This is a genomic window from Roseateles saccharophilus, from assembly GCF_031458095.1.
Classification (GTDB): domain Bacteria; phylum Pseudomonadota; class Gammaproteobacteria; order Burkholderiales; family Burkholderiaceae_C; genus Pelomonas; species Pelomonas saccharophila_A.
This window is the reverse complement of record NZ_JAVDXU010000005.1, coordinates 361,247-384,883: the sequence shown is the minus strand read 5'-3', so window position 1 is coordinate 384,883 and position 23,637 is coordinate 361,247. Positions and strand designations below refer to the sequence as shown.

Below are 23,637 nucleotides of genomic sequence, written 5' to 3'. Positions count from 1 at the left end.
CGAGCGGTATCCGGGGTATTCCGTGAAGGCGCGGATTGTCGGCGCCACCCGCAGGCGGCGCCGATCGTCATGCGATGAAGCCCTGACAGCAATAACCCCAACCGGGGCTCGCGCTCAGCTGCGGTAGTCGGCGTTGATGCTGACGTAGTCGTGACTCAAGTCGCAGGTCCAGACCGTGGCGCTGGCCGAGCCGCGGTTCAGGCCGACGCGGATGGTGATCTCGGACTGTTTCATGACGCGCTGGCCGTCTTCCTCGCGGTAGGTCGTCAGGCGCCCGCCCTGGCGGACCACGGCGACATCGTCCAGGTCCAGGTCGATCAGCCCCTGGTCCAGGTCGCCAATGCCGGCATAGCCCACCGCCGCCAGGATGCGGCCCAGATTCGGGTCGCTGGCGAAGAAGGCGGTCTTGACCAGCGGCGAGTGGGCAATGGCATAGGCGGCCAGCTTGCACTCGGCCTCGTCGCGGCCGCCCTCGATGGTGATGGCGATGAACTTGGTCGCACCCTCGCCGTCGCGCACGATGGCCTGGGCCAGCTCCTGGGCCAGGGCGATCAGCGCCCCGCGCAGGACCTTGGCGTCGGCGCTGTCCAGCGAGGTGATCTCGGCATGCGCCGCCTTGCGGCTGGCGATCAGCATGAAGCAGTCGTTGGTGGACGTGTCGCCGTCGATGGTGATGCGGTTGAAGGAGGCGTCGGCGGCCTCCTTCACGAGCGGCTGCAGCAGGGCCGGGGCGATGTTGGCGTCGGTGGCGACAAAGCCCAGCATGGTGGCCATATTGGGGCGGATCATGCCGGCGCCCTTGGAGATGCCGCTCAGCGTGACCGGCACGCCGCCGATCTGCACGCGCTGCGACGCGGCCTTGGGCAGGGTGTCCGTCGTCATGATGCCGGCGGCGGCCTCGGCCCAGTTGTCGGCCTTCAGCGCCGCCAGGGCGGCCGGCAGGCCGGCCGTGATGCGGTCCACCGGCAGCGTCTCCATGATGACGCCGGTCGAGAAGGGCAGGATCTGCTCGGGCGCGCAGCCGATCAGGCCGGCCAGGGCCTTGCACGTCTCGCGCGCACGGGCCAGGCCGTCGGCGCCGGTGCCGGCGTTGGCATTGCCGGTGTTGATCAACAGGGCCCGGATGGCCGCGCCGCCGGCCAGATGCTCACGGCAGATTTGCACAGGAGCGGCGCAAAAGCGGTTGGTCGTGAAGACGCCGGCCACGGCCGCGCCCTCGTCCAGCGCGATGACGCTGAGGTCGCGCCGGTTGGCCTTGCGCACGCCGGCCATGGTCACGCCGAGGCGCACGCCCGGCACGGGCAACAGGGAGGCGGGATCGGGGGCGGTGAGATTGACGGGCATGGCGCGCTCGGTTGATCAGGGAAAGCGCGCCGATTCTATGAAGCGAAAAAGGCTCCCGAAGGAGCCTTTGCAAGGAGCCGCAAGCGGATCAGCGCGGCAGGCGGCGGCGGGCCATCAGGCCAATGGCGCCCAGGCCGGCCAGAAACAGGGCATAGGTCTCGGGCTCGGGCACCGCGTTGACGGCACTCGCCACGACGAGGTCCTGGTAGGTGGCGTTGCTGAGCTTGGTCAGGCTGTAGAGGCCCGGACCGTTGTAGCTCTCGGCGGCCGACAGGTAATGGGAGGCCAGGGCCTGCACCGAATTGTTGATGCCGTTCTGCTGGCCGGTGGCGCCGGCGGTCTTCAGGAAGAAGTTGCCGTTCCCCTCAGCGATGCTCAGCGTGCCGCTGCTCTCGCGCATGATTTCCCAGACGGCGAGCTGGAAGGCGGCCTGCTGGTTGCCGGAATGGACCGAAGCGAAGCTGCTGGAGTACAGGCCCTGCAGCAGCGAGGCCTGGCTGGCGCTGAAGCTGTCGACCGTGTAGGTCTTGAAGTTGGGCGTGACGCCATCGCTCTTGAAGCTCAGCGCGAAGGACTGGCTGGGCTCGACGCAATAGGCCAGGAAGCTGCCGGTGGCGGCGTCGGTGAAGTTCAGGCCGCCGGTGATGTAGTTGCTGGTCATCGACGTGTTCAGCACCGGAGCGCTGGCATCACGGCTCACGAAGCGAACGCTGACGGTGCTGACGGCAAAGGCCGGCGTGCCGATCAGCAGGGCGGCGGCGAGAGTCAGGGGCTTGAACATGATGGGACTGCTTTCGTGAAGGGGCTGCGGCTCAGCGGGCGCGGCGGCGGGACAGGCTCAGACCGGCCAGGGCCACGGCGACGAGGGCCAGGGCGGTCGGCTCGGGCAGGTCGTTGGCGTTGTTGGTGCGGCCGTCCAGCGTGACGGTGTAGCCTTCCAAGCCCTTGGCGCTGAAGCCGTTGCCGATGACATGCAGCTGCCAGTTGCCGGCGGGCAACCAGTGCGGGGCCAGCGTCCAGGTCTCGGTGCCGAACACGTCCTCGTCCACATCGATGCCCGCGCCGAACTGGGTCAGGGCGACGGTGACCGGGCCGCGGGTCAGGTAGGCGGAGGTGACATCGACGCCGGCCAGTTCTTCACCGGAGAAGGTCAGCAGGCCGCCGGACATCAACGTCGCGCGGCTCAGGTTGAAGCTGAACAGGTCGTCGAAATGGGCGGCGGCACCGCCGCTGGACATGATGGCGCTGTTGGAGAAGCTGAACGACACCGGCGTCGCGGCGGCGTTCGCGCCGGTGGCGGCGGCCACCAGGCCGAGGGCTGCAAGCGCTTTGGACAACGTTTTCATCGTGGACTTTCGAGTTCTCTATACGGGTCTACCCGAGGGCATGGACTGCACTCTAGGGGGGTAAGCATCTGAGGAGCACCCCCCATGCGCGTGGCGGCCGGGGGGGTTTGTGCTCAAACGCACGCTCTTCCCCCCGGATGGGGGCCCCTGCAAGGGGGCGCCGCAATGAAAACGGGCCGGCAAGGCCGGCCCGTGAGGCATCTGGAGCGCCGGCGGATCAAGCCAGCTTGCCGTGGCAGAGCTTGAACTTCTTGCCGCTGCCGCAGGGGCAGGGGTCGTTGCGGCCGATATGGCCGTACTCGGCCAGCAGGGTGGCGGGGTCGACGTCCTGGCTGATGGAGCCGTCCTCGTTGGGGTGCTGATAGGTCACGTTGGACACGGCCTCGGCGCGGCGCTCCATGGCCTCGGCGGCCTGGTTGGCCTCTTCCTGGCTCTGGATGCGCACATTCATCAGCGTGCGGGTGACTTCCATCTTCACCAGGTCCAGCAGCTGCGAGAACAGCTCGAAGGCCTCGCGCTTGTATTCCTGCTTGGGATTCTTCTGGGCGTAGCCGCGCAGGTGGATGCCCTGGCGCAGATAGTCCAGGGCCGCCAGGTGCTCGCGCCAGCGCTGGTCGATGCTCTGCAGCAGCACCATGCGCATGAAGGGGTTGAACTGCTCGATGCCGACGCGGTCCAGCTTGCCCTGGAAGAGGTCGTCGCCGGCCTTGATGACGGCCTCGAGAATGTCCTCGTCGGTGATGGAGTCGCTCTTCTTGACCAGCTCGGTCACCGGCAGGTCAATCTGCCATTCGCCTTGCAGCACCTGCTCCAGGCCGGGCAAGTCCCACTGCTCCTCGACGCTCTCGGCGGGCACGAAGGTGCGCACGACGTCGGTCAGCGTGGATTCGCGCAGCGAAGCGATCTGGGCGATCAGGCTCTCGGCCTCGAGGATGTCGTTGCGCTGCTGGTAGATGACCTTGCGCTGGTCGTTCGACACGTCGTCGTACTCGAGCAGCTGCTTGCGGATGTCGAAGTTGCGGGCCTCGACCTTGCGCTGGGCGCCTTCGATGCTGCGCGTGACGATGCCGGCCTCGATGGCCTCGCCCTCGGGCATCTTGAGCCTGTCCATGATGGCGCGCACGCGCTCACCGGCAAAGATGCGCATCAGCTGGTCGTCCAGCGACAGGTAGAAGCGCGAGGAGCCCGGGTCGCCCTGGCGGCCGGCACGGCCACGCAGCTGGTTGTCGATGCGGCGGCTCTCGTGACGCTCGGTCGCGATGATGCGCAGCCCCCCCTCGGCGCGCACCTTGTCGTGCAGGCCCTGCCACTCGTCCTTGAGCTGCTGGATGCGGCGCGCCTTCTCGTCGGCGGGAATCGCGTCGTCGGCCTCGATGAACTGGATCTGCTTCTCGACATTGCCGCCCAGCACGATGTCGGTGCCGCGGCCGGCCATGTTGGTGGCGATGGTGATGACGCCCGGGCGGCCGGCCTGGGCGACGATCTCGGCTTCCTTGGCATGCTGCTTGGCGTTCAGCACGTTGTGCGGCAGCTTGGCCTGGTCCAGCAGCTTGGAGATCAGCTCCGAGTTCTCGATGGACGTCGTGCCCACCAGCACCGGCTGGCCGCGCGTGTGGCAGCTGCGGATGTCCTCGATGACGGCGTTGTACTTTTCCTTGTCGGTCTTGTAGACCAGGTCCAGCTCGTCCTTGCGGATGGTCGGGCGGTTCGGCGGGATGACGACGGTCTCGAGGCCGTAGATCTCCTGGAACTCATAGGCCTCGGTGTCGGCCGTGCCCGTCATGCCGGACAGCTTGCCGTACATGCGGAAGTAGTTCTGGAAGGTGATGGACGCCAGGGTCTGGTTCTCGGCCTGGATCTGCACGCCTTCCTTGGCCTCGACGGCCTGGTGCAGGCCATCGCTCCAGCGGCGGCCACTCATCAGGCGGCCGGTGAACTCGTCGACGATGATGACCTCGCCGTTCTGCACGACGTAGCTCTGGTCCTTGTGATAGACGTGGTGGGCCCGCAGCGCAGCATTGAGGTGATGCATCAGCGTGATGTTGGCCGCGTCGTAGAGGCTGGCGCCTTCGGCGATCAGGCCGGCCTCGGTCAGCAGCTGCTCGGCAACCTCGTGGCCGTCTTCCGTCAGATGGATCTGGTGCGACTTCTCGTCCACCGTGAAGTCGCCCGGCTCGATGACGCCCTCGCCGGTACGCGGATCCAGCTCGCCGATCTGCTTCTTCAGCTTGGGCACGACGGCGTTGATGCGCAGGTAGACGTCGGTGTGGTCGTCGGCCTGGCCGGAGATGATCAGCGGCGTGCGCGCCTCGTCGATGAGGATGGAGTCGACCTCGTCGACGATGGCGTAGGACAGGCCGCGCTGCACGCGGTCGGCCGTCTCGTAGACCATGTTGTCGCGCAGATAGTCGAAGCCGTACTCGTTGTTGGTGCCGTAGGTGACGTCGGCGGCATAGGCCGTCTGCTTCTCCTCGCGCGGCATCTGCGGCAGGTTGATGCCCACCGACAGGCCGAGGAAGGTGTAGAGCTTGCCCATCCACTCGGCGTCGCGACGCGCGAGGTAGTCGTTCACCGTGACGACGTGGACGCCCTTGCCCGTCAGCGCGTTCAGGTAGACCGGCAGCGTGGCCATCAGCGTCTTGCCTTCGCCGGTGCGCATTTCGGCGATCTTGCCGTCATTGAGCACCATGCCGCCGATCAGCTGCACGTCGAAGTGGCGCATCTTGAGCGCCCGTTTGCTGCCCTCGCGGCAGACGGCAAAGGCCTCGGGCAGGATGTCGTGGACTGTCTCGCCAGCGGCAATGCGCTGCTTGAATGAGGCCGTCTGGGCCCGCAGCTCGTCGTCGCTCAGCGCCTCGTACTTCGGTTCCAGCGCGTTGATCTGCTGCACGGTGCGGCGGTACTGCTTGAGCAAACGCTCGTTGCGGCTACCGAAAATCGAGGTGAGAAGCTTGGGCAACATGCTGCGAAGAATGAGGAGCTGCGCGGCACCGAAAGGATGGACCGACCGGTGAGAGGCGCGAATCTGAGGGCACGGCGAGGCATTGCAAGACGGACTTGCCCGGCCGCGCAAAACGGCGCAGTTTAGCAGCGGGCTTCCGGCCGGACCGGCCGCCTCACTACACTGCGGCTATGGCCACCCCGCCCCGCTATCTCGCTCCCAAGAGCGTGCGCGCCAGCATCCCGTCACCGACGCCGGTGGCCGACGCCCTGCGCGCCCACGCGGGCCTGGCCCAGCTCAATGCGCGGCTGGAGGCCTCGCGGCGGCGGCTGCGCATCATCGCGCCGGCGCTGCCGGGCACCCTGCTGGCCAGCCTGCAACCGGGGCCGCTGGACGAGGACGGCTGGAGCCTGCTGGCCGCCAACGCCGCCGTCGCCGCCAAGCTGCGCCACCTGCTGCCACGCCTGGAAGCCCTGCTGGCCCAGGCCGGTCTGCCCGGACAGATCCGCATCAAGCTGCTGCAGAAATAAGAAAACCCCAGCGCCGTCAGGCGATGGGGTTTCAATAAAACCCACTGTCGCGAGACAGTGGGTTTCTGTTGGTGCCGGCTATCGGATTCGAACTGATGACCTACCGCTTACAAGGCGGTTGCTCTACCAACTGAGCTAAGCCGGCGAAAGACGGGATTCTAGACGTTCACTGCACGCGCTCGCGCGCGGGCTCGCTATTTCACGCGCTTCAGCGAAGGCCGCGGGCCGCCGCTGGGCGCTTCCGGTGGGGTCGGCGTGTCGTCGCCCTCGTCGTCGGGGGTTTCGCTGGCCAGGCGCAGGCCGCTGCGGCGCGGCTCGGGCGTGGGCACGCTGGGGAGAGGCGCGCCTTCGGCGAGCGGTTCGGGCGCGGGGAAGGCCATGCCCTGGCCGTTCTCGCGGGCGTAGATCGCCACGACATGGTCCACCGGCACGATGATCTCGCGCGCGACGCCGCCGAAGCGGGCCTTGAACTGGATGAAGTCGTTGCCCAGATCCAGGCCGCTGGTCGCATCGAAACCGATGTTCAGCACGATCTCGTTGTTGGACACGTACTCCATGGGCACCTGCACCGAACGGTCGACATGGACCGCGATATAGGGCGTGAAGCCGTTGTCCGTGCACCAGTCATGCAGCGCGCGGATCAGATACGGGCGGGTGGAGGTACCCCCACCTGCGCCGCCGGAAGCGGGGGTCTGGTCCATCAGCGTCGCATGACCTTTTCGGACGGCGTCAGCGCCTCGATGTAGGCGGGGCGGCTGAAGATCCGCTCGGCGTACTTCAGCAGCGGCAGCGCGTTCTTGGACATGTCGATGCCGTAGTAGTCCAGGCGCCACAGCAGCGGCGCGATGGCCACGTCGAGCATCGAGAAGTCGTCGCCCAGCATGTACTTGTTCTTCAGGAAGATCGGGGCGAGCTGGGTCAGGCGGTCGCGGATCTGCGAGCGGGCCTTCTCGAGCTGCTTGTCCGTCGCCTTGGTCGTCGTGCCGCGGCCTTCGAGGATGTTCACATGGGCGAACAGCTCCTTCTCGAAGTTCAGCAGGAACAGGCGCACGCGGGCACGGGCGACCGGGTCGCCGGGCATCAGCTGCGGATGCGGGAAGCGCTCGTCGATGTACTCGTTGATGATGTGCGATTCGTACAGGATGAGATCGCGCTCGACGAGGATGGGCACCTCGTTGTACGGGTTCATCAGAGCGATGTCTTCGGGCTTCGCGAACAGGTCAACGTCACGGATTTCGAAGTCCATGCCTTTCTCGAACAGCACAAAGCGGCAGCGGTGCGAGTAGGGGTCGGTGGTACCGGAGTAGAGGACCATCATGGCTTGGGCTCCCGAGGGGTCAGTCAATCAAAACACACGCGGCGCGACGCCGCGCAAAAAGCAAACGCAGTGGGTGGCTGAACGCCCTCCCCACTGCGTGTTTGGCGCCCCTTTGGGGTGCGCCGGGACTTGGCAGTTACTTCACGTCCTTCCAGTACGAGGCGTTCAGACGCCAGGCGAACACGGTCAGGAAGCCGAGGAAGATCAGCACGATGACGCCGAGCTGGAAGCGCTGGCCCTGTGCAGGCTCGCCCATCCACTGCAGATAGGCGACCAGGTCGGCCACGGCTTCGTCGTACTGGCGCTCGGTCAGGGTGCCGGGCGTCAGCTGCTGATAGCCGGCGAAGACATGGGTCTTCTTCTCGTGGTCGTGCGGGTCGGCGACTTCCTCGAACTTGGCGGCGCGCTGGCCCTGCAGCTCCCACATCACATGCGGCATGGCGACGCTCGGGAAGGCCAGGTTGTTCCAACCCGTGGCCTTGGTGTCGTCGCGGTAGAAGTTCCGCATATAGGTGTAGAGATAGTCGGCCCCCGAACCCTTGGCGCCGTCGGCGCGCGAGCGGGCGATGACCGACAGGTCGGGCGGGTTGGCGCCGAAGAAGGCCTTGGCTTCCTTGGCGTCGAGGCTGACCTTCATGGTCTCACCGACCTTGTCGGCCGCGAACAGCAGGTTGTTCTTGATGTCGGCTTCGGTCAGGCCCAGGTCGCGCATGCGGTTGTAGCGCATGTAGGCGGCCGAATGGCAGTTCAGGCAGTAGTTGACGAACAGCTTGGCGCCGTGCTGCAGCGCGGCCATGTCCGACATCTTTTCCTTGGGGAACTTGTCCCACTCGATGCCGCCGCTCGAGGCGTGGGCGGCACCGGCCAGGCTCAGCGAAGCCAGCAGGATGGCGATCAGCTTTTTCATTGGTGTTCTTGCTCCGCGGCTCAGTGGGCGTGGAAGGTCACACGGTCAGGCACAGGCTTGGGCGTCCCCAGGCGGCTCCACCACGGCATCAGCAGGAAGAAGCCGAAGTAGAACAGCGTGCCGGCCTGGGCCACCAGGGTGCCCATGTCGCTCGGCGGCTGGATGCCGAGATAGCCCAGCCACAGGAAGAAGACGACGAAGACGCCGTAGACGTATTTGTGCCAGTCGGGGCGGTAGCGGATCGACTTGACCGGGCTGTGGTCCAGCCAGGGCAGGAAGAACAGGATGATGACCGCGCCGCCCATGACGACCACGCCCCAGAACTTGGCGTCGAAGACCTTGAGCAGGAAGATCAACACGCCGGCCGCGACCAGCAGGGCCACCTTGGCGGCGCCGCCGAACTTGCCCTTCAGGAAGCTCACGACGGCAGCAATGCCGATGACGCCGCACAGCACGTTGACCATCACGTCGGTCGTGGCGCGCAGCATCGAGTAGAACGGCGTGAAGTACCAGACCGGGGCGATGTGGGCGGGCGTCTTCAGCGGGTCGGCCGGGATGAAGTTGTTGTACTCCAGGAAGTAGCCGCCCAGTTCCGGCGCGAAGAAGATGATGGCGGTGAAGACCATCAGGAAGATGCAGACGCCGTAGATGTCGTGCACCGTGTAGAAGGGGTGGAAGGGCACGCCGTCCAGCGGGCGGCCTTGCGCGTCCTTGTGCTTCTTGATCTCGACGCCGTCGGGGTTGTTGGAACCGACGTCGTGCAGGGCCAGCAGGTGAGCCACGACGAGGCCCAGCAGCACCAGCGGCACGGCGATGACGTGGAAGCTGAAGAAGCGGTTCAGCGTGGCGTCGCCGACGACGTAGTCGCCGCGGATCATCAGCGCCAGGTCCGGGCCGACGAAGGGCACGGCGGCGAACAGGTTGACGATGACCTGGGCGCCCCAGTAGGACATCTGGCCCCAGGGCAGCAGATAGCCCATGAAGGCTTCGGCCATCAGGCACAGGAAGATGGCGCAGCCGAAGATCCAGACCAGTTCGCGCGGCTTGCGGTAGCTGCCGTAGATCAGGCCGCGGAACATGTGCAGGTAGACGACCACGAAGAAGGCCGAGGCGCCGGTGCTGTGCATGTAGCGGATCAGCCAGCCCCAGGGCACGTCGCGCATGATGTACTCGACCGACGCGAAGGCCAGGCCGGCATCGGGCTTGTAGTGCATCACCAGGAAGATGCCGGTGACGATCTGGATCACCAGCACCAGCAGGGCCAGCGAGCCGAAGATGTACCACCAGTTGAAGTTCTTCGGCGCGTAGTACTCCGACATGTGGACCTTGTAGGCGTCGAACGCGGTCGGGAACCGGTTCTCCAGCCAGGTCATGGTCTTCACGCCAACCGAGGCGCCTGCGGGAGCTTCTTTGAATTCAGCCATGTCTCGTCCCGTGTTTCCTGTTTAGGCCTTCTTGCTCTCGCCGATCAGCACGCGGCTGTCGGACAGGAACATGTACGGCGGCACCTCGAGGTTGTCCGGCGCGGGCTTGTTCTTGAAGACGCGACCGGCCATGTCGAAGGTCGAGCCGTGGCAGGGGCACAGGAAGCCGCCGTTCCAGTCATCCGGCAGCGAGGGCTGGGGGCCGGCGGCGAACTTGTCGCTCGGCGAGCAGCCCAGATGCGAGCAGATGCCCACGACGACGAGGAATTCGTCCTTGATCGCGCGGGTTTCCTTGTTGACGCCTTCCGGCAGGGGGAAGGCCTTGCGTTCGGAATTCGGGTCGGCCAGCTGGGCATCGTTCTTCTTCAGGCCCGCCAGTTGTTCCGGCGTGCGGCGCACGACCCACACGGGCTTGCCACGCCATTCGACGGTGAGCTTCTCGCCCGGCTTGATGCCGGAGATGTCGACCTCGACGGGGGCTCCGGCGGCCTTGGCGCGCTCACTGGGCGCAAAAGTGCTGACGAAGGGCACGGCCGTCGCGACGCCACCAACGGCGCCGGCACAACCGGTTGCAATCAACCAGGTCCGCTTGCCTTGGTCCACTTGCTGGTCACTCATGAGGGTCCTCTAAAGAGACTTCTGATCAGGGGCAACTCAGGATTCTAGCGGACGCTCACTGCACCTCCCGGACTCGCGCTAAGCTGCCGACCCGAGGTTTACCCGGCTTCTGGCCCCTGGCACTTGGCGCCAACATCGCCCCCGGCCATCCCACTGACACCGCCAAGGAGGCGTGAATGAGTTTCTTCTCCGAGTTCAAGGAGTTTGCCGTCAAGGGCAATGTCGTCGACCTGGCCGTCGGCGTGATCATCGGCGGCGCCTTCGGCAAGATCGTCGACTCCCTGGTTGGCGACGTCATCATGCCGGTCGTCAGCAAGATCTTTGGCGGCCTGGATTTCAGCAACTACTTCATTCCGCTGGCCGGCCAGACTGCCTCGACCCTGGCCGACGCCAAGAAGGCCGGCGCCGTGCTGGCCTATGGCAGTTTCCTCACCGTGTCTCTGAATTTCATCATCCTGGCCTTCGTCATCTTCCTGATGATCAAGCAGATCAACCGCCTCAAGCGCGAGCCCGAAGTCGCCCCCGCGCCGACCGAGCCTCCGCCCACGCCGGAAGACATCCAGCTGCTGCGCGAGATCCGGGATTCGCTGAAGCGCTAAGCTCTCGCCCCGCTCCGCCGCCCGGTAAGCAATGGTTACCGGGCTTTTTTGTGCCACGGATTTGGCAACTGGCTGAAAACTCGCGCTTGTTGCAGGCGCGATACTTTAGAAGCCGCTCGTGCCACCAGTTGATGAACGCGCCAGAGATTCGCCTGAACCCGCACCTCGAAGCCTCGCTGACCCGCATCCGTCTGGCGGGTGAGCAGGCGGCTGAGCGCTGCGCGGAAGGCCTGGGGCTGTCGGCCTTGTCGGCCGGCAACATCAAGCGCCGCGACACCCTGCTCGCGGCTCAATTCGTGTTCCGCCAGCAGCAGGCGGTGTTTTCCCAGAGATTCGTGCAGAGCCTGCGCCGCCAGGTCGCCGCGGAGCAATCCGAAACGCTGCCCGCCACGGCCCCCACCGCCAAGAAGAAGGATTGGGGCGAGCTCTCGCTGATGGACGACGACCAGGTCAACAACCTGGTGGCGGCCGACCGCATCGGCCTGGCCATCGGCCACCACTGCGAGTGGGAACTGCGCGAGGTCGAGTCCTATGTGGCGGGCATCCAGGTCGGCGAGCGCAACCCGCTGCGGCCCGAACTCATCGCCCAGGGCCTGCTGGATGCCATCCAGGCCATCACCGACGACCCCGTCACCCGCCAGACCCTGACCGACGAGCTGACCCGGGCGCTGGCCCAGGAAATGCGCGCCTGCTACGCGGACATTGCCGAGTTGCTGCGCTCGCGCGGCCTGCGCCCCCAGGACCTGCGCGTGCGCGCCACGCCGGACGGCGCGGCCTCGCGCCACGGCGCCCTGAATGCTCCCACCCAGCCGGGCGACCTCGATTCCAGCCATGGCGGCATGTCCACCCGCGGTGGCTACGGCGGCTCCGGCTCCGGCTACGGCGGCTCGGGCCATGGCGGCCTGGGCCAGGGCGGCGGCCGCAACACCGGTTTCGGCGGCATGGGCGGCTATGGCGGCCGTGGCGGCGGCGGTGGCCTCGGGCGCGTCGACCCGCAGATGATGGACCTGCTGCGCCGCCTGGCCCAGGCGCCCGGCGCCTACGAGCCCGCCTACGACAGCCACGGCAACTCCGGCCGCATGGGCCTGGACACCGTCAGCGGCGAGCCCAGCAGCGCCTGGGGCCAGATGCCCCTGCCGACCAACCTGATCCACCAGCATCGCGACGAGCTGCGCCAGCTCGCCACGGGCCGGCTGGACCACATGGTCATCGACGTCGTCGGCAGCCTGTTCGACCAGATCCTGTCCGATCCCAAGGTGCCGCCGCAGATGGCGCGCCTGCTGGCCCGCCTGCAGCTGCCGGTGCTGCGCGTGGCCCTGGGCGACGAGACCTTCTTCTCGTCGCGCCGCCATCCGGTGCGCGCCTTCGTCAACCGCATGGCCTCGCTGGCTTGCGCCTTCGACGATTTCAGCGACGACCCCGGCCGTTCCTTCCTGGCCCATGTGCGTGATCTGGTGCAGGACGTCGCCCAGGGCGACTTCGACCGCATGGACGTCTACACGGCCAAGCTGGACGACCTCGAAGCCTTCATCACCGAGCAGACCCGCAACACGCTGAAGGCCGCGGGCGACGCCGCCGCCGTCGTCGAGCGCCGTGAGACCGACCTGCGCCTGCAGCAGCGTTACGCCCTGCAGCTGCAGCAGCAGCTGGCCAAGGTGCCGATGCAGGACTTCCTGCGCACCTTCCTGGCCCAGGTCTGGAGCCAGGCCATCGTGCTGGCCTCGCGCGAGGGAGCGCCGGAGCGGGCCCTGCGCCTGCGCACCCTGGGCCGCACCCTGGTCATGAGCGTGCAGCCAAAGGGCGGCACGGCCGCCCGCGCCGACTTCCTGCGCGAACTGCCCAATCTGATGCGCACCCTCAACGAGGGCATGGATCTGATCCGCTGGCCGGACGGCCCGCGCAAGGACTTCTTCGGCGTGCTGCTGCCCGCCCATGCCGAATCGCTGAAGGGCCAGGCCCCGAGCGCCCTGGACACCAATCTGCTGATCAAGCAGCTGGACCAGATCTTCGGCGTCGCGCCGCCGGCCGAGGCCGATCTCGCCAAGCCCATGGCCGGCGAGAGCGCGCCCGGCGAGCTGGACGCCAGCCAGCGCCTGACGCCGGCCGAGGCCAAGAGCCTGGGCTTGGTCGAGGACGCCAATGTCGACTGGAACGGCGAGCTGGACCTGGACCTGTCGGGTAACGACGCCGTCGCCGCGGCCGAGCCGCTGCAGGCCGTGGACATCTCCATCGATGGCCTTCCCGCCGCCGAGGCCGCGTCCGAACCCAGCGGCGGCGCCGGGCTGATGGACAACATGCAGATCGGCTTCGCCTACCAGATGCACACCGGCAGCGAGTGGCAGAAGGTGCGCCTGGCCCATGTCAGCGCCGGCCGCAGCTTCTTCATCTTCACGCACGGCAGCCGCCACCAGGAGACGGTGACGATGACGGCCCGCATGCTGCGCAAGCTCTGCGAGTCCGACCGCATGCGCGCCTTCGAGAACGCCTACCTGCTCGAGCGCGCCACCGCGCGCGCCCGCGCCCAGCTCGCTGCGCTCACGCCGGCGCGCTGAGCCGTCGAGCCATTGCCAATGCCGCACCTAGGCTCGCCGGGTCGGCCAAGCCGCGCCCCGCGATGTCAAAGGCCGTGCCATGGTCGGGACTGGTACGCACAAAGGGCAGGCCCAGGGTCACGTTGACGCCCTGCTCCACGCCGAGGTATTTGACCGGGATCAGGCCATGGTCGTGCACCATGGCGACGACGACATCGAACTCGCCGCGGCGAGCGCGCATGAAGATGGTGTCGGGCGCATAGGGGCCGCTGGCGTCCATGCCCGCCGCCCGCGCATCGGCGATGGCGGGCGCGATGTGCAGGATCTCCTCGTCGCCGAACAGCCCCCCCTCGCCCGCATGCGGGTTCAAACCCGCCACCGCGATGCGCGGCGACGCCAGGCCCATGCGCCTCAGGGCCGTGTGGGTGATGCGCAACGTCTCGCCCACCGCCTCGCGGGTCACACGCGCGATGGCCTCGCGCAGCGAACAGTGGATGGTGACCAGCACCGTGCGCAGCTCCTCGTTGGCCAGCATCATGCGCACCGGCACGCCACCCGCCAGGGCCTGCAGCATCTCGGTATGGCCGGGATAGGGCGAGCCGGCCGCATGCAGGGCCTCCTTGTGGATGGGCGCCGTGACGAGGGCGCGCGCCCGGCCGGCCTGGATCAGGCCGACCGCCGCCTCGATGCACTGGGCCGCGGCCGCGCCCGCGCGGGCATCGACCTGGCCCAGCGGCACGTCGGCCAGCCCAGCCGGCAAGCCTGGCGGCTGCCAGACCGGCAGGCAGCGCGGCGGCACGCGACCTAACTCCTCAGGCCCGCGCAGTTCGGCCACCGCCAGGCCGGCACCAACCGCCGCGACGGCACGGCGCATCACGGCCACGTCGCCCACGACCAGGGCGCCGCGCGGCGCCTGCTCAAGCCACAGCTTGGCGATGATCTCGGGACCGATGCCGCAGGCATCGCCCATGCTGACGACCAGGGGCTGGCCTAGGGAGTTTTCCGGGGTCATGCGTCATTCTTTCATCACGTCGGGGGGCGCGCTGGCAGACTGCCCGCAGCCCATACACGATGTGGAGATTCCCTTGCGCCCCACTCTCGTTGCAGCCCTGATCGCGGGCCTGCATCTGACCGCCCCGGCGGCCGCCCAGACGGCAACGCCCAAGCCTCCCGCCACCGCGCCCGATGCCGCCACCAAGGCCCACCAGGCCCTGCAAGCCCTGTTCGACGAAGCCTGGGAATCCGAAACCCGCGCCGCGCCGGAATGGGCCACGCTGCGCGGTGACCTGCGCTTCAACGACAAGCTCAGCGACCGTTCCGAGGCCGGCATCGCCGCGCGCGACGCCTTTGCGCGCGACATGCTGGCCCGTGCCCGCGCCGTGGACGCCAGCCCGCTGAACGATACCGACCGCGTCTCCCTGGCCCTCTTCATCCACCGCTACCAGCAGGACGTCGCCCTGCAGGGCTTTGCCGGCTGGCGCACCCTGACCCTGGGCACCCTCTCCGGCGCGCAGTCGGCCCTGGCCGGTTTTGCGCGCAATGTGCCGGTCAACAACGAGGCCCAGGTCAGGCAATGGCTGGCGCGCCTGGCCGCCTACCCCGCGCGCGTCGACCAGGAGATCGCCATCCTGCGCCACGGCCTGGCCCTGGGCTGGGTCACGTCCAGGCCCGTGCTGGCCCGCGCCATCGCCCAGATCGAGGGGCAGTTGCCCGAGGACGTCACCCGCAGCCCGGTCTACGAGCCCTTCACGCGCATGACGGTGGACGCCAGTGTCAAGGCCAACTACCAGGCCCAGGGCCAGGCGGCCATGCGCGACATCTTCTACCCGGCCCAGCGCAAGCTGCTGGCCGTCCTGAAGGACGAGCTCGGTCCCAAGGCGCCGGAAAGCGGCTCGCTGTCGACCTATCCCGGCGGCGACAGGGTCTACGAAGCACTGATCCTGCGCCATGTCACCTTGCCGCTGGCCGCCGGCGACATCCACGCCACGGGCCTGCGCGAGACCGCGCGCATCCGCGCCGAGATGGAGAAGGTCAAGGCCGAAGCCGGCTTCGACGGCGACCTCGCCGCCTTCAAGAAGTTCCTCTACAGCGACCCCAAATTCCTCAATCACAGCGCCGAGGAATTGCTGGACGGCTACCGCAGCATCGCCAAGCGCATCGACCCCGAACTGCCCAAACTCTTCGCCCAGCTGCCGCGCTCGCCCTACGGCATCCGCGGGATGCCGCCCTATACCGGCGAGGGCGCGGCCGACAACTATAACGGCCCGTCTCTGGACGGCACGACGCCCGGCTGGTTCAACGCCAACGCCATCGCCTTCAAGCGCCGGCCCAAATGGGCCATGGAGACCCTGGTGGCCCACGAGACCGTGCCCGGCCACCACTTGCAGATCTCGCGCCAGGTGGAACTGGGTGAACTGCCCAACTTCCGCCGCCAGTCGCAGTACTCGGTCTTCAGCGAAGGCTGGGCCCTGTATGCCGAGACCCTGGGGCCGCAGATCGGCCTGTTCCGCGACCCCTACGCGCGCTTCGGCCATCTGCAGGCTCAGATGTTCCGCGCCGCCCGCCTGGTCGTCGACACCGGCCTGCATGCCCTGGGCTGGAGCCGCGACAAGGCCACCGCCTACATGATCGAGCAGACCGGCCACGACGCCACCTTCATGACGGCCGAGGTCGACCGCTACCTGGCCCAGCCCGGCCAGGCCCTGAGCTACATGATGGGCGAGCTGAAGATCAAGGAATTGCGCGCCCGCGCCGAAGCCGCCCTGGGCGCCAGGTTCGACCAGCGGCGCTTTCACATGGCCCTCATCGACCAGGGCGCCATGCCGCTACCGCTGCTGGAGCAGCGCATCAACGCCTGGATCCACAGCGAGAAAGCACGACCATGAGCTACGCAATTGGCACACCCGGCCAACCCTGGGGCCCGACCGAGGTCGCCGCCTGGCGGGCGCGCCTCGTCAAGCAACGCAGCTTTGCGCAGGACGTGCTGGCCGCGATCGATGCACTGCGGCAGCACTTCGACGTCAGCGAATACGGCGCGCTCAGCTACGACGGCGAGCGCTTCCCGCTGCTGGCCATCCGCAGCCGCGGCTGGCGCGAGGACCTGCCGGTGCTGGTCGTGACCGGCGGCGTGCATGGCTACGAGACCAGCGGCGTGCACGGCGCCCTGCAGTTCGTCCGCGAACACGCACACGAGCTTGCCGGCCGTGCCAATCTGCTGGTCGTGCCCTGCGTCAGCCCCTGGGCCTACGAGCGCGTGCAGCGCTGGAACTTCGACGCCATCGACCCCAATCGCAATTTCCGCGCGGGCAGCCCGGCGGCCGAATCGGCCGCCCTGGTGGCCCTGCTCGAACCGCTGCGCGGCCGTGTGCTGATGCATATCGACCTGCACGAGACCACCGACACCGACGAATCGGAGTTCCGCCCCGCCCTGGCCGCGCGCGACGGCGAGGTGTTCGAGCCCGGCGTGATCCCGGACGGCTTCTACCTCGTCGACGACGCCGAAGCGCCCCAGCCGGAATTCCAGCGCGCCGTCATCGATGCGGTGGCGCGGGTGACCCATATCGCCGAGCCCGACGCATACGGCCAGATCATCGGCTGCCCGCTGCAGTCGCCTGGCGTCATCAGCTTCGCCGTGCGCAGCCGCGCCCTGTGCGCCGCCATCACGGGCGCCCGCTTCAGCACGACGACCGAGGTCTATCCCGACAGCCCGCGCGCCACGCCCGAGCAATGCAACCAGGCCCAGGTGGTCGCGGTACGGGCCGCCATCGACTACGCCTTGGCAGCCGCCTAGGCTGGGTTGTCCACGTCGATGAACTGCCAGCTCAGGCCCAGGTCCTGGGCCACCTGGGCGCCCACACCCTGCACCCCATAGCGCTCGGTGGCATGGTGGCCGGCCGCGATGAAGGCGACGCCGGTCTCGCGGGCGTAATGGGCCTGGGGCTCGGAGATCTCGCCGGTGATGAAGACATCGGCGCCGGCCGCGATGGCCGACTCGAAATAGCCCTGGGCGCCGCCGGTGCACCAGGCGACGCGGCGCAGCGGGCGGCCGTCGCCGGGCACGGCCGTCACGTTGCGGCCCAGCACCTCGCGCAGCCTGGCCGTCAGTGCCTCGAGATCGGTCGCCTCGAGGGCCGCGCTGAAGCCCAGGTCCTGTTCGCCAAAGCGCCGGTCCGCCGTCCAGCCGAATTGCGCGCCGAGCTGGGCGTTGTTGCCGAGCGTCGGATGCGCATCCAGCGGCAGGTGGTAGGCGAAGAGATTGATGTCATGGGCCAGCAGCCTGGAGAGACGCTGCTTCATCCAGCCCGTCACACGGCCGTCCTGGCCGCGCCAGAACAGGCCGTGGTGGACCAGGATGGCATCGGCCTTGGCCGCGATGGCCGCGTCGATGAGGGCCAGGCTGGCAGTGACCCCGCAGACGAGATGGCGGACCTCTGCCCTGCCCTCGACCTGCAGGCCGTTCGGCCCATAATCCTTGAAACGCGCGGGCTCGAGCAACTCGTTGAGTCGATGTTCCAGCGCGGCGCGATCGGTCATGGCTTGGGAAGGATGTTGGGGTGTTGAAGCGGCTCTGGCTGATTTTCGCGCAGGCGGTCACCATCGCCCTGGCCGCCCTTTTCGTCGTCACGACGCTGAAGCCGCAATGGCTGCAGGCCGCCCGCTTGCGCGACGCGCCCATCGCCGCCACCGCCCGCCAGATCGCCCTGCCCCCGGCTCCCGCGGCCTCCGTCGTGCGCGCCGGCTTCTCGCAGGCGGCGCGCATCGCAGCACCGTCGGTCGTCAGCATCACGGCCAGCAAGGCACCCTCGCGCGCCAGCCGGGCCCACGAGCAGCTGTTCGGCTTTCCCTTCGCGCCGCGCCAGCCGCGCGGCACCCCTCAGCTCGGTCTGGGCTCGGGCGTCATCATCTCGGCCGACGGCGTGCTGCTGACCAACAACCATGTCGTCGAAGGCGCCTCGGACATCGAGGTGCAGCTCAACGACGGCCGCCAGGCCCAGGCCAGGCTGATTGGCACCGATCCCGAGACCGATCTCGCGGTGCTGAAGATCGAGCTGACCGACCTGCCCGCCATCCCGCTGGGCGATGCCGCCAATCTGCAGGTCGGCGACGCGGTGCTGGCCATAGGCAACCCCTTCAACGTCGGCCAGACGGTCACCTCGGGCATCGTCTCGGCCCTGGGCCGCAACCAGCTCGGCATCAACACCTTCGAGAACTTCATCCAGACCGACGCGGCCATCAACCCCGGCAATTCGGGCGGCGCCCTGGTGGACGGCGATGGCCGGCTGGTGGGCATCAACACGGCCATCTTTTCGCGCAGCGGCGGCAATCTGGGCATCGGCTTCGCCATCCCCGTGGACGCGGCGCGGCAGGTGGCGTCCGCGCTGCTGCAGGACGGCGTCGTCGCGCGCGGCTGGATAGGCGTGCAGACGCGCGAGCTGACACCCGAGCTGGCGGAGGCGCTGAAGCTCGGCGATGCCAAGGGCGTGCTGATCGGCGGCGTCGTCAACGACGCGCCGGCCGCCAAGGCGGGCATCAAGCCGGGCGACGTGCTGATCCGCGTCGGCGCACACCCGGTGGCGACGCCGGCGGAGCTGCTGGCCAGCGTGGCGGCCTTGAAGCCGAAAAGCCAGGTTGAGGTCGCCGTGCAACGTGCCGGCAAGGCGATGAGCTTCCAGCTCGCCGTGGCGCAGCGGCCCAGGCCGCCGCGCGATCAGGACGACTGATTGGTTTGATCGACCTCTTCAGGCGCCTTGGTGTGGCGCACGAAGTAGGTGGAAGCAAACAGTCCCACCTCGTACAGCAGGCACATCGGGATGGCCAGGGCGAGTTGCGAGACGATGTCGGGCGGCGTGATGACGGCCGCGATGATGAAGGCGACGACGATGAAATAGCCGCGCCACTCGCGCAACTTTTCCACCGATACGATGCCCATGCGCACCAGCACGACAACGACGATGGGCACCTCGAAGGCCGCGCCGAAGGCGATGAACATATTCATTACGAAGCCCAGATAGGCCTCGATGTCGGGCGCCGCCGTGATGCTCTTGGGCGCGAAGCTCTGGATGAAGGCAAAGACCTTCTTGAAGACGAAGAAGTAGCAAAAGGCCACGCCACCAAAGAACAGCAGCGTGCTGCTCACCACCAACGGCATCACCAGGCGCTTCTCATGCGAGTACAGGCCGGGTGCGATAAAGGCCCAGGCCTGGTAGAGCACGATGGGCAGGGCCAGCATGAAACCCGCCAGCATGGTGATCTTGATGGGCACGAAGAAGGGCGCGATGACATTGGTCGCGATCATCTTGGTGCCCTCGGGCAGATTGGCCACCAAAGGCGCCGCCAGCCAGTCATAGAGCTGGCTCGGGCCCGGATAGAAGCACAACACGCCGAAGCAGACAGCGATGGCGATGATGGCGCGCAGCAGGCGGTCGCGCAGCTCCATCAGGTGGGCGACGAAGGGCTGCTCGGTGCCGGCCAGTTCGTCGTGGTCAGGCTTTTGGAAGGAGCTCATCAACGGATACCGGGCGGCCGGAAACGCGCCACGCGGGCCGCGCCGGACTGGGTGTGGCGGCGCACGCCCGCCTTCTGCTTGAACCACATCGGCGTCGCCCCGCGCTTGAGGCGCCAGTTCTTCTTCGGATGGCGGTATTCAGGCGGCGGAGGGGCGATGGTCGTGCCGGCCTCGTAGGCCGAGTCACTGGTCACGTCGCTCCAGGTCTGGTTCAGCGCCTGGGTGGCGGAGTCGACCTCCTGGCGCACGCTCTGCTCGACATCGCGCGCCGCCGTCTCGAACTGGGACTTCATCTTCTGAAGCTCCTCCAGCTCGATGGAACGGTTGACCTCGGCCTTGACGTCCGCGACATAGCGCTGCGCCTTGCCCAGCAAGGTGCCGACCGTGCGCGCCACGCGCGGCAGCTTCTCGGGGCCGATGACGATGAGCGCCACCGCGCCGATCAGCGCGATCTTGTCAAAACCGAAGTCGAGCACTTAGGACTTGGTCTTGGCGTCGACGTCGACCGTGTTCGGATCGTTGACCTTGTTGGCCGTGACCTGCTGCGGGGGCTTGCCCGGCTCCTCCGTGGACGAGCCGTCCTTCATGCCGTCCTTGAAACCCTTGACGGCGGCGCCGAGGTCGGAGCCGACATTGCGCAGCTTCTTGGTGCCGAAGATGGCGATGACGACGACCAGAACGATCAGCCAGTGCCAGATGCTGAATGAACCCATGATGTTGACTCCTTGTGGACTGGCTCAAATTCTAGGTGAGGGATGACCCTAGCTTTAGGGGTCATCTTGCGGCGGGAGCATCTTCCGGTGCGATCGTGCTCAAGCCTTAGGTTTGGTCACAATTCAGCCCTTCAACCAGGGGCGAGGGCCGCCCATCACATGCAGATGCAGGTGATACACCTCCTGACCGCCATCGGGACCGGTGTTGATGACATGCCGGAAGCCGTTGGTGACGCCCAGTTCCTTCATCAGTTTCGGGCCCAAGGCCGTCATCTTGCCCAGCAGGGCCGCCTCGGCCTCGGTCACGTCGGCCATGGAGGCGATATGGCGCTTGGGGATGATGAGGACATGGACGGGCGCCCAGGGGTGGATGTCGTGGAAGGCCAGGACGTCTTCGTCCTCATAGGCCTTCTTGCTCGGGATCTGGCCGGCGACGATCTTGCAGAACAGGCAGTTGGGGTCGTGGGTCACGGGGATCTCCTTCAAACCGGCATGCGCTTGCCGTCATTCCAGTTCAGGAAGCCCTTGATGAGACGGTACATGACCCAGATCCCATCAATGGCCAGGATCAGGAAACCCACGCCGATCCATACGGTCACGAAACCCAGGATGCCCCAGACCAGACTCCACCAGAAGGTACGGATCTGCCAGGTGAAGTGGCTCGCGTAGATCGTGCCCGCCGTGTCCTCGCGCTTGATGTAGTTGATGATGATGGCCGCAATGCCTGAGAGGCCCGTGAAGGGGCTCACTGCATAGAGGATGTAGATCACCATCGTCAGCTGCTTGAGATTGGCCAGCTTCTCGTTGGGAACGCCCGGCTCCAACGCGGCGGGGCTCAAGTTGTCGCTCATGGGGAGGCTTTCGGGTTGCGGGAGGCGAATTCTTCCAGGCCCGACAGGCCTTCGCGGCGGGCCAGTTCGGCCAGCACGTCCTCGGGCTTGAGCCCGAAATGGGCCAGGGCCACCATGCTGTGGAACCACAGGTCGGCGACCTCGTAGACGACCTTCTGGGCGTCACCATCCTTGGCCGCCATGACGGTCTCGGTGGCTTCCTCGCCGACCTTCTTCAGGATGGCGTCCAGGCCCTTGTCGAAGAGCTTGGCGACATAGCTGGTCGTGGGATCGACCCCTTTGCGAGAGGCTATGACCGCGCCGACGCGGGAGAGGATGTCGTCACTCATAGATCTTCTTCGGGTCTTTCAGCACCGGCTCGGCGGCGCTCCAGACGCCGTTCTCCAGCTTCTGGAAGAAGCAGCTGTGGCGGCCCGTGTGGCAGGCGATGCCAGGGTCATGACCCAGCTGGGTGATGGTCAGCAGCACGACGTCGTTGTCGCAGTCCATGCGGATGGCATGCACCTGCTGGAAATGGCCGCTCTCCTCACCCTTGTGCCAGAGCTTGTTGCGCGAGCGGCTGAAATAGACGGCCTGGCCGCGCTCGGCCGTCAGGGCCAGGGCCTCGCGGTTCATCCACGCGAACATCAGCACGTCGCCCGTGCCCTGCTCCTGGGCGATGACGGGCACCAGGCCCTTGTCGTCCCATTTCACTTCATCAAGCCAGCTCATGGTTTCAGTCTAGGTGAGTCGGGCCGGCATGGCCGCGCTCTTCGGCAAACCAGTTCAAGACCGGGATGGTGCCGGGCAGCACCGGCTTGACCTGCACCGGCAGGTTGGCCCAGGCCATCTGCTGGTTCTCCAGCATCTGGAACTCGCCGGTCCACTCAAACACCTTGCAGAAGTTCAGCCGCACCAGGGCGTGGGGGTAGTCGAAGATCTCGGTCTTCCACGGGTGGGCGGCACCAATTTCGATGCCGATCTCCTCGCGCAGCTCGCGGGCCAGCGCCTGCTCGACGGTTTCACCGGCCTCGACCTTGCCGCCCGGGAATTCCCAGTAGCCGGCGTAGACCTTGCCTTCGGGCCGTGAAGTCAGCAGGAACTGGCCGTCAGGCGCGACCAGCACGCCGACGGCGACTTCGGTGATGAGACGCTCGCTCATTGCGCCCGCCCCGCCATGTCGCGCGCGAATTGGAAGGCGACGCGGCCCGAACGCGAGCCGCGCTCCAGGGCCCAGATCAGGGCCGGCTGGCGCGCGCCTTCGATGGCCGCCTCGTCCAGGCCGAAATGGCGCAGCCACTGGGCGACGATGGCCAGGTATTCGTTCTGGCTGAAGGGATAGAAGCTGATCCACAGGCCGAAGCGCTCGGACAGGGAGATCTTTTCCTCCACCGCCTCGCCGGGGTGGATCTCGCCATGCTCGCCGTGGGTGCCGGACAGGTTGTCCACCATCTTTTCGGGCAGCAGGTGGCGGCGGTTGCTGGTGGCGTAGATCAGCACGTTGTCGCTGGCCGCGGCGACCGAGCCGTCGAGGACGCTCTTCAGCGCCTTGTAGCTGGCCTCGCCTTCGTCGAAGCTCAAGTCGTCACAGAAAACCACGAAGCGCTCCGGGCGGGCCGCGACCTGTTCGACGACGTCCGGCAGGTCGACCAGATCGGCCTTGTCGATCTCGATGAGGCGCAGGCCCTGGCTGGAGAACTCGTTCAGCACGGCCTTGATCAGCGAGCTTTTGCCCGTGCCCTTGGCGCCCGTCAGCAGCACATTGTTGGCCGGCTTGCCGGCAACGAACTGGGCGGTATTGCGCAGCAGCCTCTCCTTCTGCGGCTCGACTTCCTTCAGGTCTGACAAGGCGATGCGGCTGACCGAGCGCACCGGCTCCAGGCAAAGCGCGCCGTGCCGGCGGCGGGCGCGGAAGGCGGTCGAGGCGGCCCAGTCGGGCGGCGTGGCGGCGTGGGGCAGGACGGCCTCGAGCCGGGTCAACAGACCTTCGGCGCGGGCGAGAAAGGATTCCAGGGCGGCGGACATCCCGCC

General features: G+C 67.2%; 26 protein-coding genes and 1 tRNA gene. 6 read left to right on the top strand and 21 right to left on the bottom strand.

The genetic code is table 11. The features are described 5' to 3' along the window. Positions 1–114: 114 nt before the first annotated feature. The 4 genes from argJ to secA form a co-directional block, all read right to left on the bottom strand. A complete protein-coding gene (gene argJ, locus J2X20_RS27195) occupies positions 115–1,344 on the bottom strand; it encodes a bifunctional glutamate N-acetyltransferase/amino-acid acetyltransferase ArgJ (RefSeq protein ID WP_310272475.1) in 1,230 nt (409 codons plus the stop codon). 88 nt (positions 1,345–1,432) lie between these two features. Next, a complete protein-coding gene (locus tag J2X20_RS27190) occupies positions 1,433–2,125 on the bottom strand; it encodes a PEP-CTERM sorting domain-containing protein (protein WP_310272474.1) in 693 nt (230 codons plus the stop codon). Between the two features lie 31 nt (positions 2,126–2,156). Continuing rightward, positions 2,157–2,690, bottom strand: a complete 534-nt coding sequence (locus J2X20_RS27185) for a PEP-CTERM sorting domain-containing protein (protein WP_310272473.1) — start codon at positions 2,688–2,690, stop codon at positions 2,157–2,159. Between the two features lie 217 nt (positions 2,691–2,907). Further along, the gene (gene secA, locus J2X20_RS27180) at positions 2,908–5,652 is read right to left on the bottom strand and encodes a preprotein translocase subunit SecA (RefSeq protein WP_310272471.1); all 2,745 of its coding nucleotides are present in this window, start codon (positions 5,650–5,652) and stop codon (positions 2,908–2,910) included. A 170-nt stretch (positions 5,653–5,822) separates the two neighbouring features. Between secA and J2X20_RS27175 the strand changes: the two genes are divergently transcribed. Further along, positions 5,823–6,161, top strand: a complete 339-nt coding sequence (locus J2X20_RS27175) for a hypothetical protein (protein WP_310272469.1) — start codon at positions 5,823–5,825, stop codon at positions 6,159–6,161. 69 nt (positions 6,162–6,230) lie between these two features. Here J2X20_RS27175 and J2X20_RS27170 read toward each other — a convergent pair. The 6 genes from J2X20_RS27170 to petA all read right to left on the bottom strand — a co-directional run bounded on the left by J2X20_RS27170 (position 6,231) and on the right by petA (position 10,428). Then, positions 6,231–6,306, bottom strand: a tRNA-Thr gene (locus J2X20_RS27170). A gap of 49 nt (positions 6,307–6,355) precedes the next feature. Continuing rightward, the gene (locus tag J2X20_RS27165; protein ID WP_310272467.1) at positions 6,356–6,862 is read right to left on the bottom strand and encodes a ClpXP protease specificity-enhancing factor; all 507 of its coding nucleotides are present in this window, start codon (positions 6,860–6,862) and stop codon (positions 6,356–6,358) included. Then, complete coding sequence (locus J2X20_RS27160; protein WP_056192820.1) at positions 6,862–7,479, bottom strand: glutathione S-transferase N-terminal domain-containing protein; 618 nt, start codon at positions 7,477–7,479, stop codon at positions 6,862–6,864. The genes J2X20_RS27165 and J2X20_RS27160 overlap by 1 nt, the downstream gene beginning before the upstream one ends. 136 nt (positions 7,480–7,615) lie before the next feature. Next, complete coding sequence (locus tag J2X20_RS27155) at positions 7,616–8,386, bottom strand: cytochrome c1 (protein ID WP_310272463.1); 771 nt, start codon at positions 8,384–8,386, stop codon at positions 7,616–7,618. Between the two features lie 20 nt (positions 8,387–8,406). Continuing rightward, on the bottom strand, positions 8,407–9,810 hold the full coding sequence (locus J2X20_RS27150) for a cytochrome b (RefSeq protein ID WP_310272461.1): 1,404 nt from the start codon (positions 9,808–9,810) through the stop codon (positions 8,407–8,409). A gap of 21 nt (positions 9,811–9,831) precedes the next feature. Continuing rightward, positions 9,832–10,428 (bottom strand): ubiquinol-cytochrome c reductase iron-sulfur subunit, encoded by a 597-nt coding sequence (gene petA, locus J2X20_RS27145; protein WP_310272459.1) that lies wholly within the window; start codon positions 10,426–10,428, stop codon positions 9,832–9,834. A gap of 176 nt (positions 10,429–10,604) precedes the next feature. On the opposite strand from petA, the gene mscL reads away from it, so the two are divergent. Beyond that, positions 10,605–11,027 carry a large conductance mechanosensitive channel protein MscL gene (gene mscL, locus J2X20_RS27140; protein WP_310272458.1) on the top strand — a complete coding sequence of 141 codons (423 nt, stop codon included), beginning with the start codon at positions 10,605–10,607 and terminating at the stop codon, positions 11,025–11,027. Positions 11,028–11,158: 131 nt separating this feature from the next. Further along, a complete protein-coding gene (locus J2X20_RS27135) occupies positions 11,159–13,579 on the top strand; it encodes a DUF1631 family protein (RefSeq protein WP_310272456.1) in 2,421 nt (806 codons plus the stop codon). Here the strand turns inward: J2X20_RS27135 and pdxA are convergent. Further along, a complete protein-coding gene (gene pdxA, locus J2X20_RS27130) occupies positions 13,563–14,570 on the bottom strand; it encodes a 4-hydroxythreonine-4-phosphate dehydrogenase PdxA (protein WP_310272454.1) in 1,008 nt (335 codons plus the stop codon). The genes J2X20_RS27135 and pdxA overlap by 17 nt on opposite strands. 73 nt (positions 14,571–14,643) lie before the next feature. On the opposite strand from pdxA, the gene J2X20_RS27125 reads away from it, so the two are divergent. Together J2X20_RS27125 and J2X20_RS27120 are read left to right on the top strand one after the other, a co-directional pair. Continuing rightward, positions 14,644–16,443, top strand: a complete 1,800-nt coding sequence (locus J2X20_RS27125) for a DUF885 domain-containing protein (protein ID WP_310272452.1) — start codon at positions 14,644–14,646, stop codon at positions 16,441–16,443. Further along, complete coding sequence (locus J2X20_RS27120; protein WP_310272450.1) at positions 16,440–17,348, top strand: M14 family metallopeptidase; 909 nt, start codon at positions 16,440–16,442, stop codon at positions 17,346–17,348. The genes J2X20_RS27125 and J2X20_RS27120 overlap by 4 nt, the downstream gene beginning before the upstream one ends. On the opposite strand, the gene J2X20_RS27115 is transcribed toward J2X20_RS27120, so the two are convergent. After that, positions 17,345–18,091: a Nif3-like dinuclear metal center hexameric protein gene (locus J2X20_RS27115; RefSeq protein WP_310272449.1), complete on the bottom strand. Its 747-nt coding sequence runs from the start codon at positions 18,089–18,091 to the stop codon at positions 17,345–17,347. The two genes, J2X20_RS27120 and J2X20_RS27115, sit on opposite strands and share 4 nt — an antisense overlap. A 23-nt stretch (positions 18,092–18,114) precedes the next feature. On the opposite strand from J2X20_RS27115, the gene J2X20_RS27110 reads away from it, so the two are divergent. Continuing rightward, positions 18,115–19,278, top strand: a complete 1,164-nt coding sequence (locus J2X20_RS27110; protein ID WP_310272447.1) for a S1C family serine protease — start codon at positions 18,115–18,117, stop codon at positions 19,276–19,278. On the opposite strand, the gene tatC is transcribed toward J2X20_RS27110, so the two are convergent. The 9 genes from tatC to J2X20_RS27065 all read right to left on the bottom strand — a co-directional run bounded on the left by tatC (position 19,266) and on the right by J2X20_RS27065 (position 23,631). Then, positions 19,266–20,063: a twin-arginine translocase subunit TatC gene (tatC, locus tag J2X20_RS27105; protein WP_310272445.1), complete on the bottom strand. Its 798-nt coding sequence runs from the start codon at positions 20,061–20,063 to the stop codon at positions 19,266–19,268. The genes J2X20_RS27110 and tatC overlap by 13 nt on opposite strands. Continuing rightward, positions 20,063–20,539 carry a Sec-independent protein translocase protein TatB gene (gene tatB, locus J2X20_RS27100; RefSeq protein WP_310272443.1) on the bottom strand — a complete coding sequence of 159 codons (477 nt, stop codon included), beginning with the start codon at positions 20,537–20,539 and terminating at the stop codon, positions 20,063–20,065. The genes tatC and tatB overlap by 1 nt, the downstream gene beginning before the upstream one ends. Next, positions 20,540–20,776 (bottom strand): Sec-independent protein translocase subunit TatA, encoded by a 237-nt coding sequence (tatA, locus tag J2X20_RS27095; protein WP_310272442.1) that lies wholly within the window; start codon positions 20,774–20,776, stop codon positions 20,540–20,542. Between the two features lie 123 nt (positions 20,777–20,899). Continuing rightward, positions 20,900–21,247, bottom strand: coding sequence for a histidine triad nucleotide-binding protein (locus J2X20_RS27090; protein WP_310272440.1), 348 nt, complete (start codon positions 21,245–21,247; stop codon positions 20,900–20,902). Between the two features lie 11 nt (positions 21,248–21,258). Then, on the bottom strand, positions 21,259–21,627 hold the full coding sequence (locus J2X20_RS27085; RefSeq protein ID WP_310272438.1) for a DUF4870 family protein: 369 nt from the start codon (positions 21,625–21,627) through the stop codon (positions 21,259–21,261). After that, positions 21,624–21,956 (bottom strand): phosphoribosyl-ATP diphosphatase, encoded by a 333-nt coding sequence (locus tag J2X20_RS27080; protein ID WP_310272436.1) that lies wholly within the window; start codon positions 21,954–21,956, stop codon positions 21,624–21,626. The genes J2X20_RS27085 and J2X20_RS27080 overlap by 4 nt, the downstream gene beginning before the upstream one ends. Further along, positions 21,949–22,338: a phosphoribosyl-AMP cyclohydrolase gene (gene hisI / locus J2X20_RS27075; RefSeq protein ID WP_310272434.1), complete on the bottom strand. Its 390-nt coding sequence runs from the start codon at positions 22,336–22,338 to the stop codon at positions 21,949–21,951. Before hisI ends, J2X20_RS27080 begins: the two co-directional genes overlap by 8 nt. 4 nt (positions 22,339–22,342) lie before the next feature. Beyond that, positions 22,343–22,768 (bottom strand): NUDIX domain-containing protein, encoded by a 426-nt coding sequence (locus J2X20_RS27070; RefSeq protein WP_310272432.1) that lies wholly within the window; start codon positions 22,766–22,768, stop codon positions 22,343–22,345. Continuing rightward, entirely contained in the window at positions 22,765–23,631 is an 867-nt protein-coding gene (locus J2X20_RS27065) for an ATP-binding protein (RefSeq protein ID WP_310272430.1), read from the bottom strand. The genes J2X20_RS27070 and J2X20_RS27065 overlap by 4 nt, the downstream gene beginning before the upstream one ends. Between the last annotated feature and the right edge of the window lie 6 nt (positions 23,632–23,637).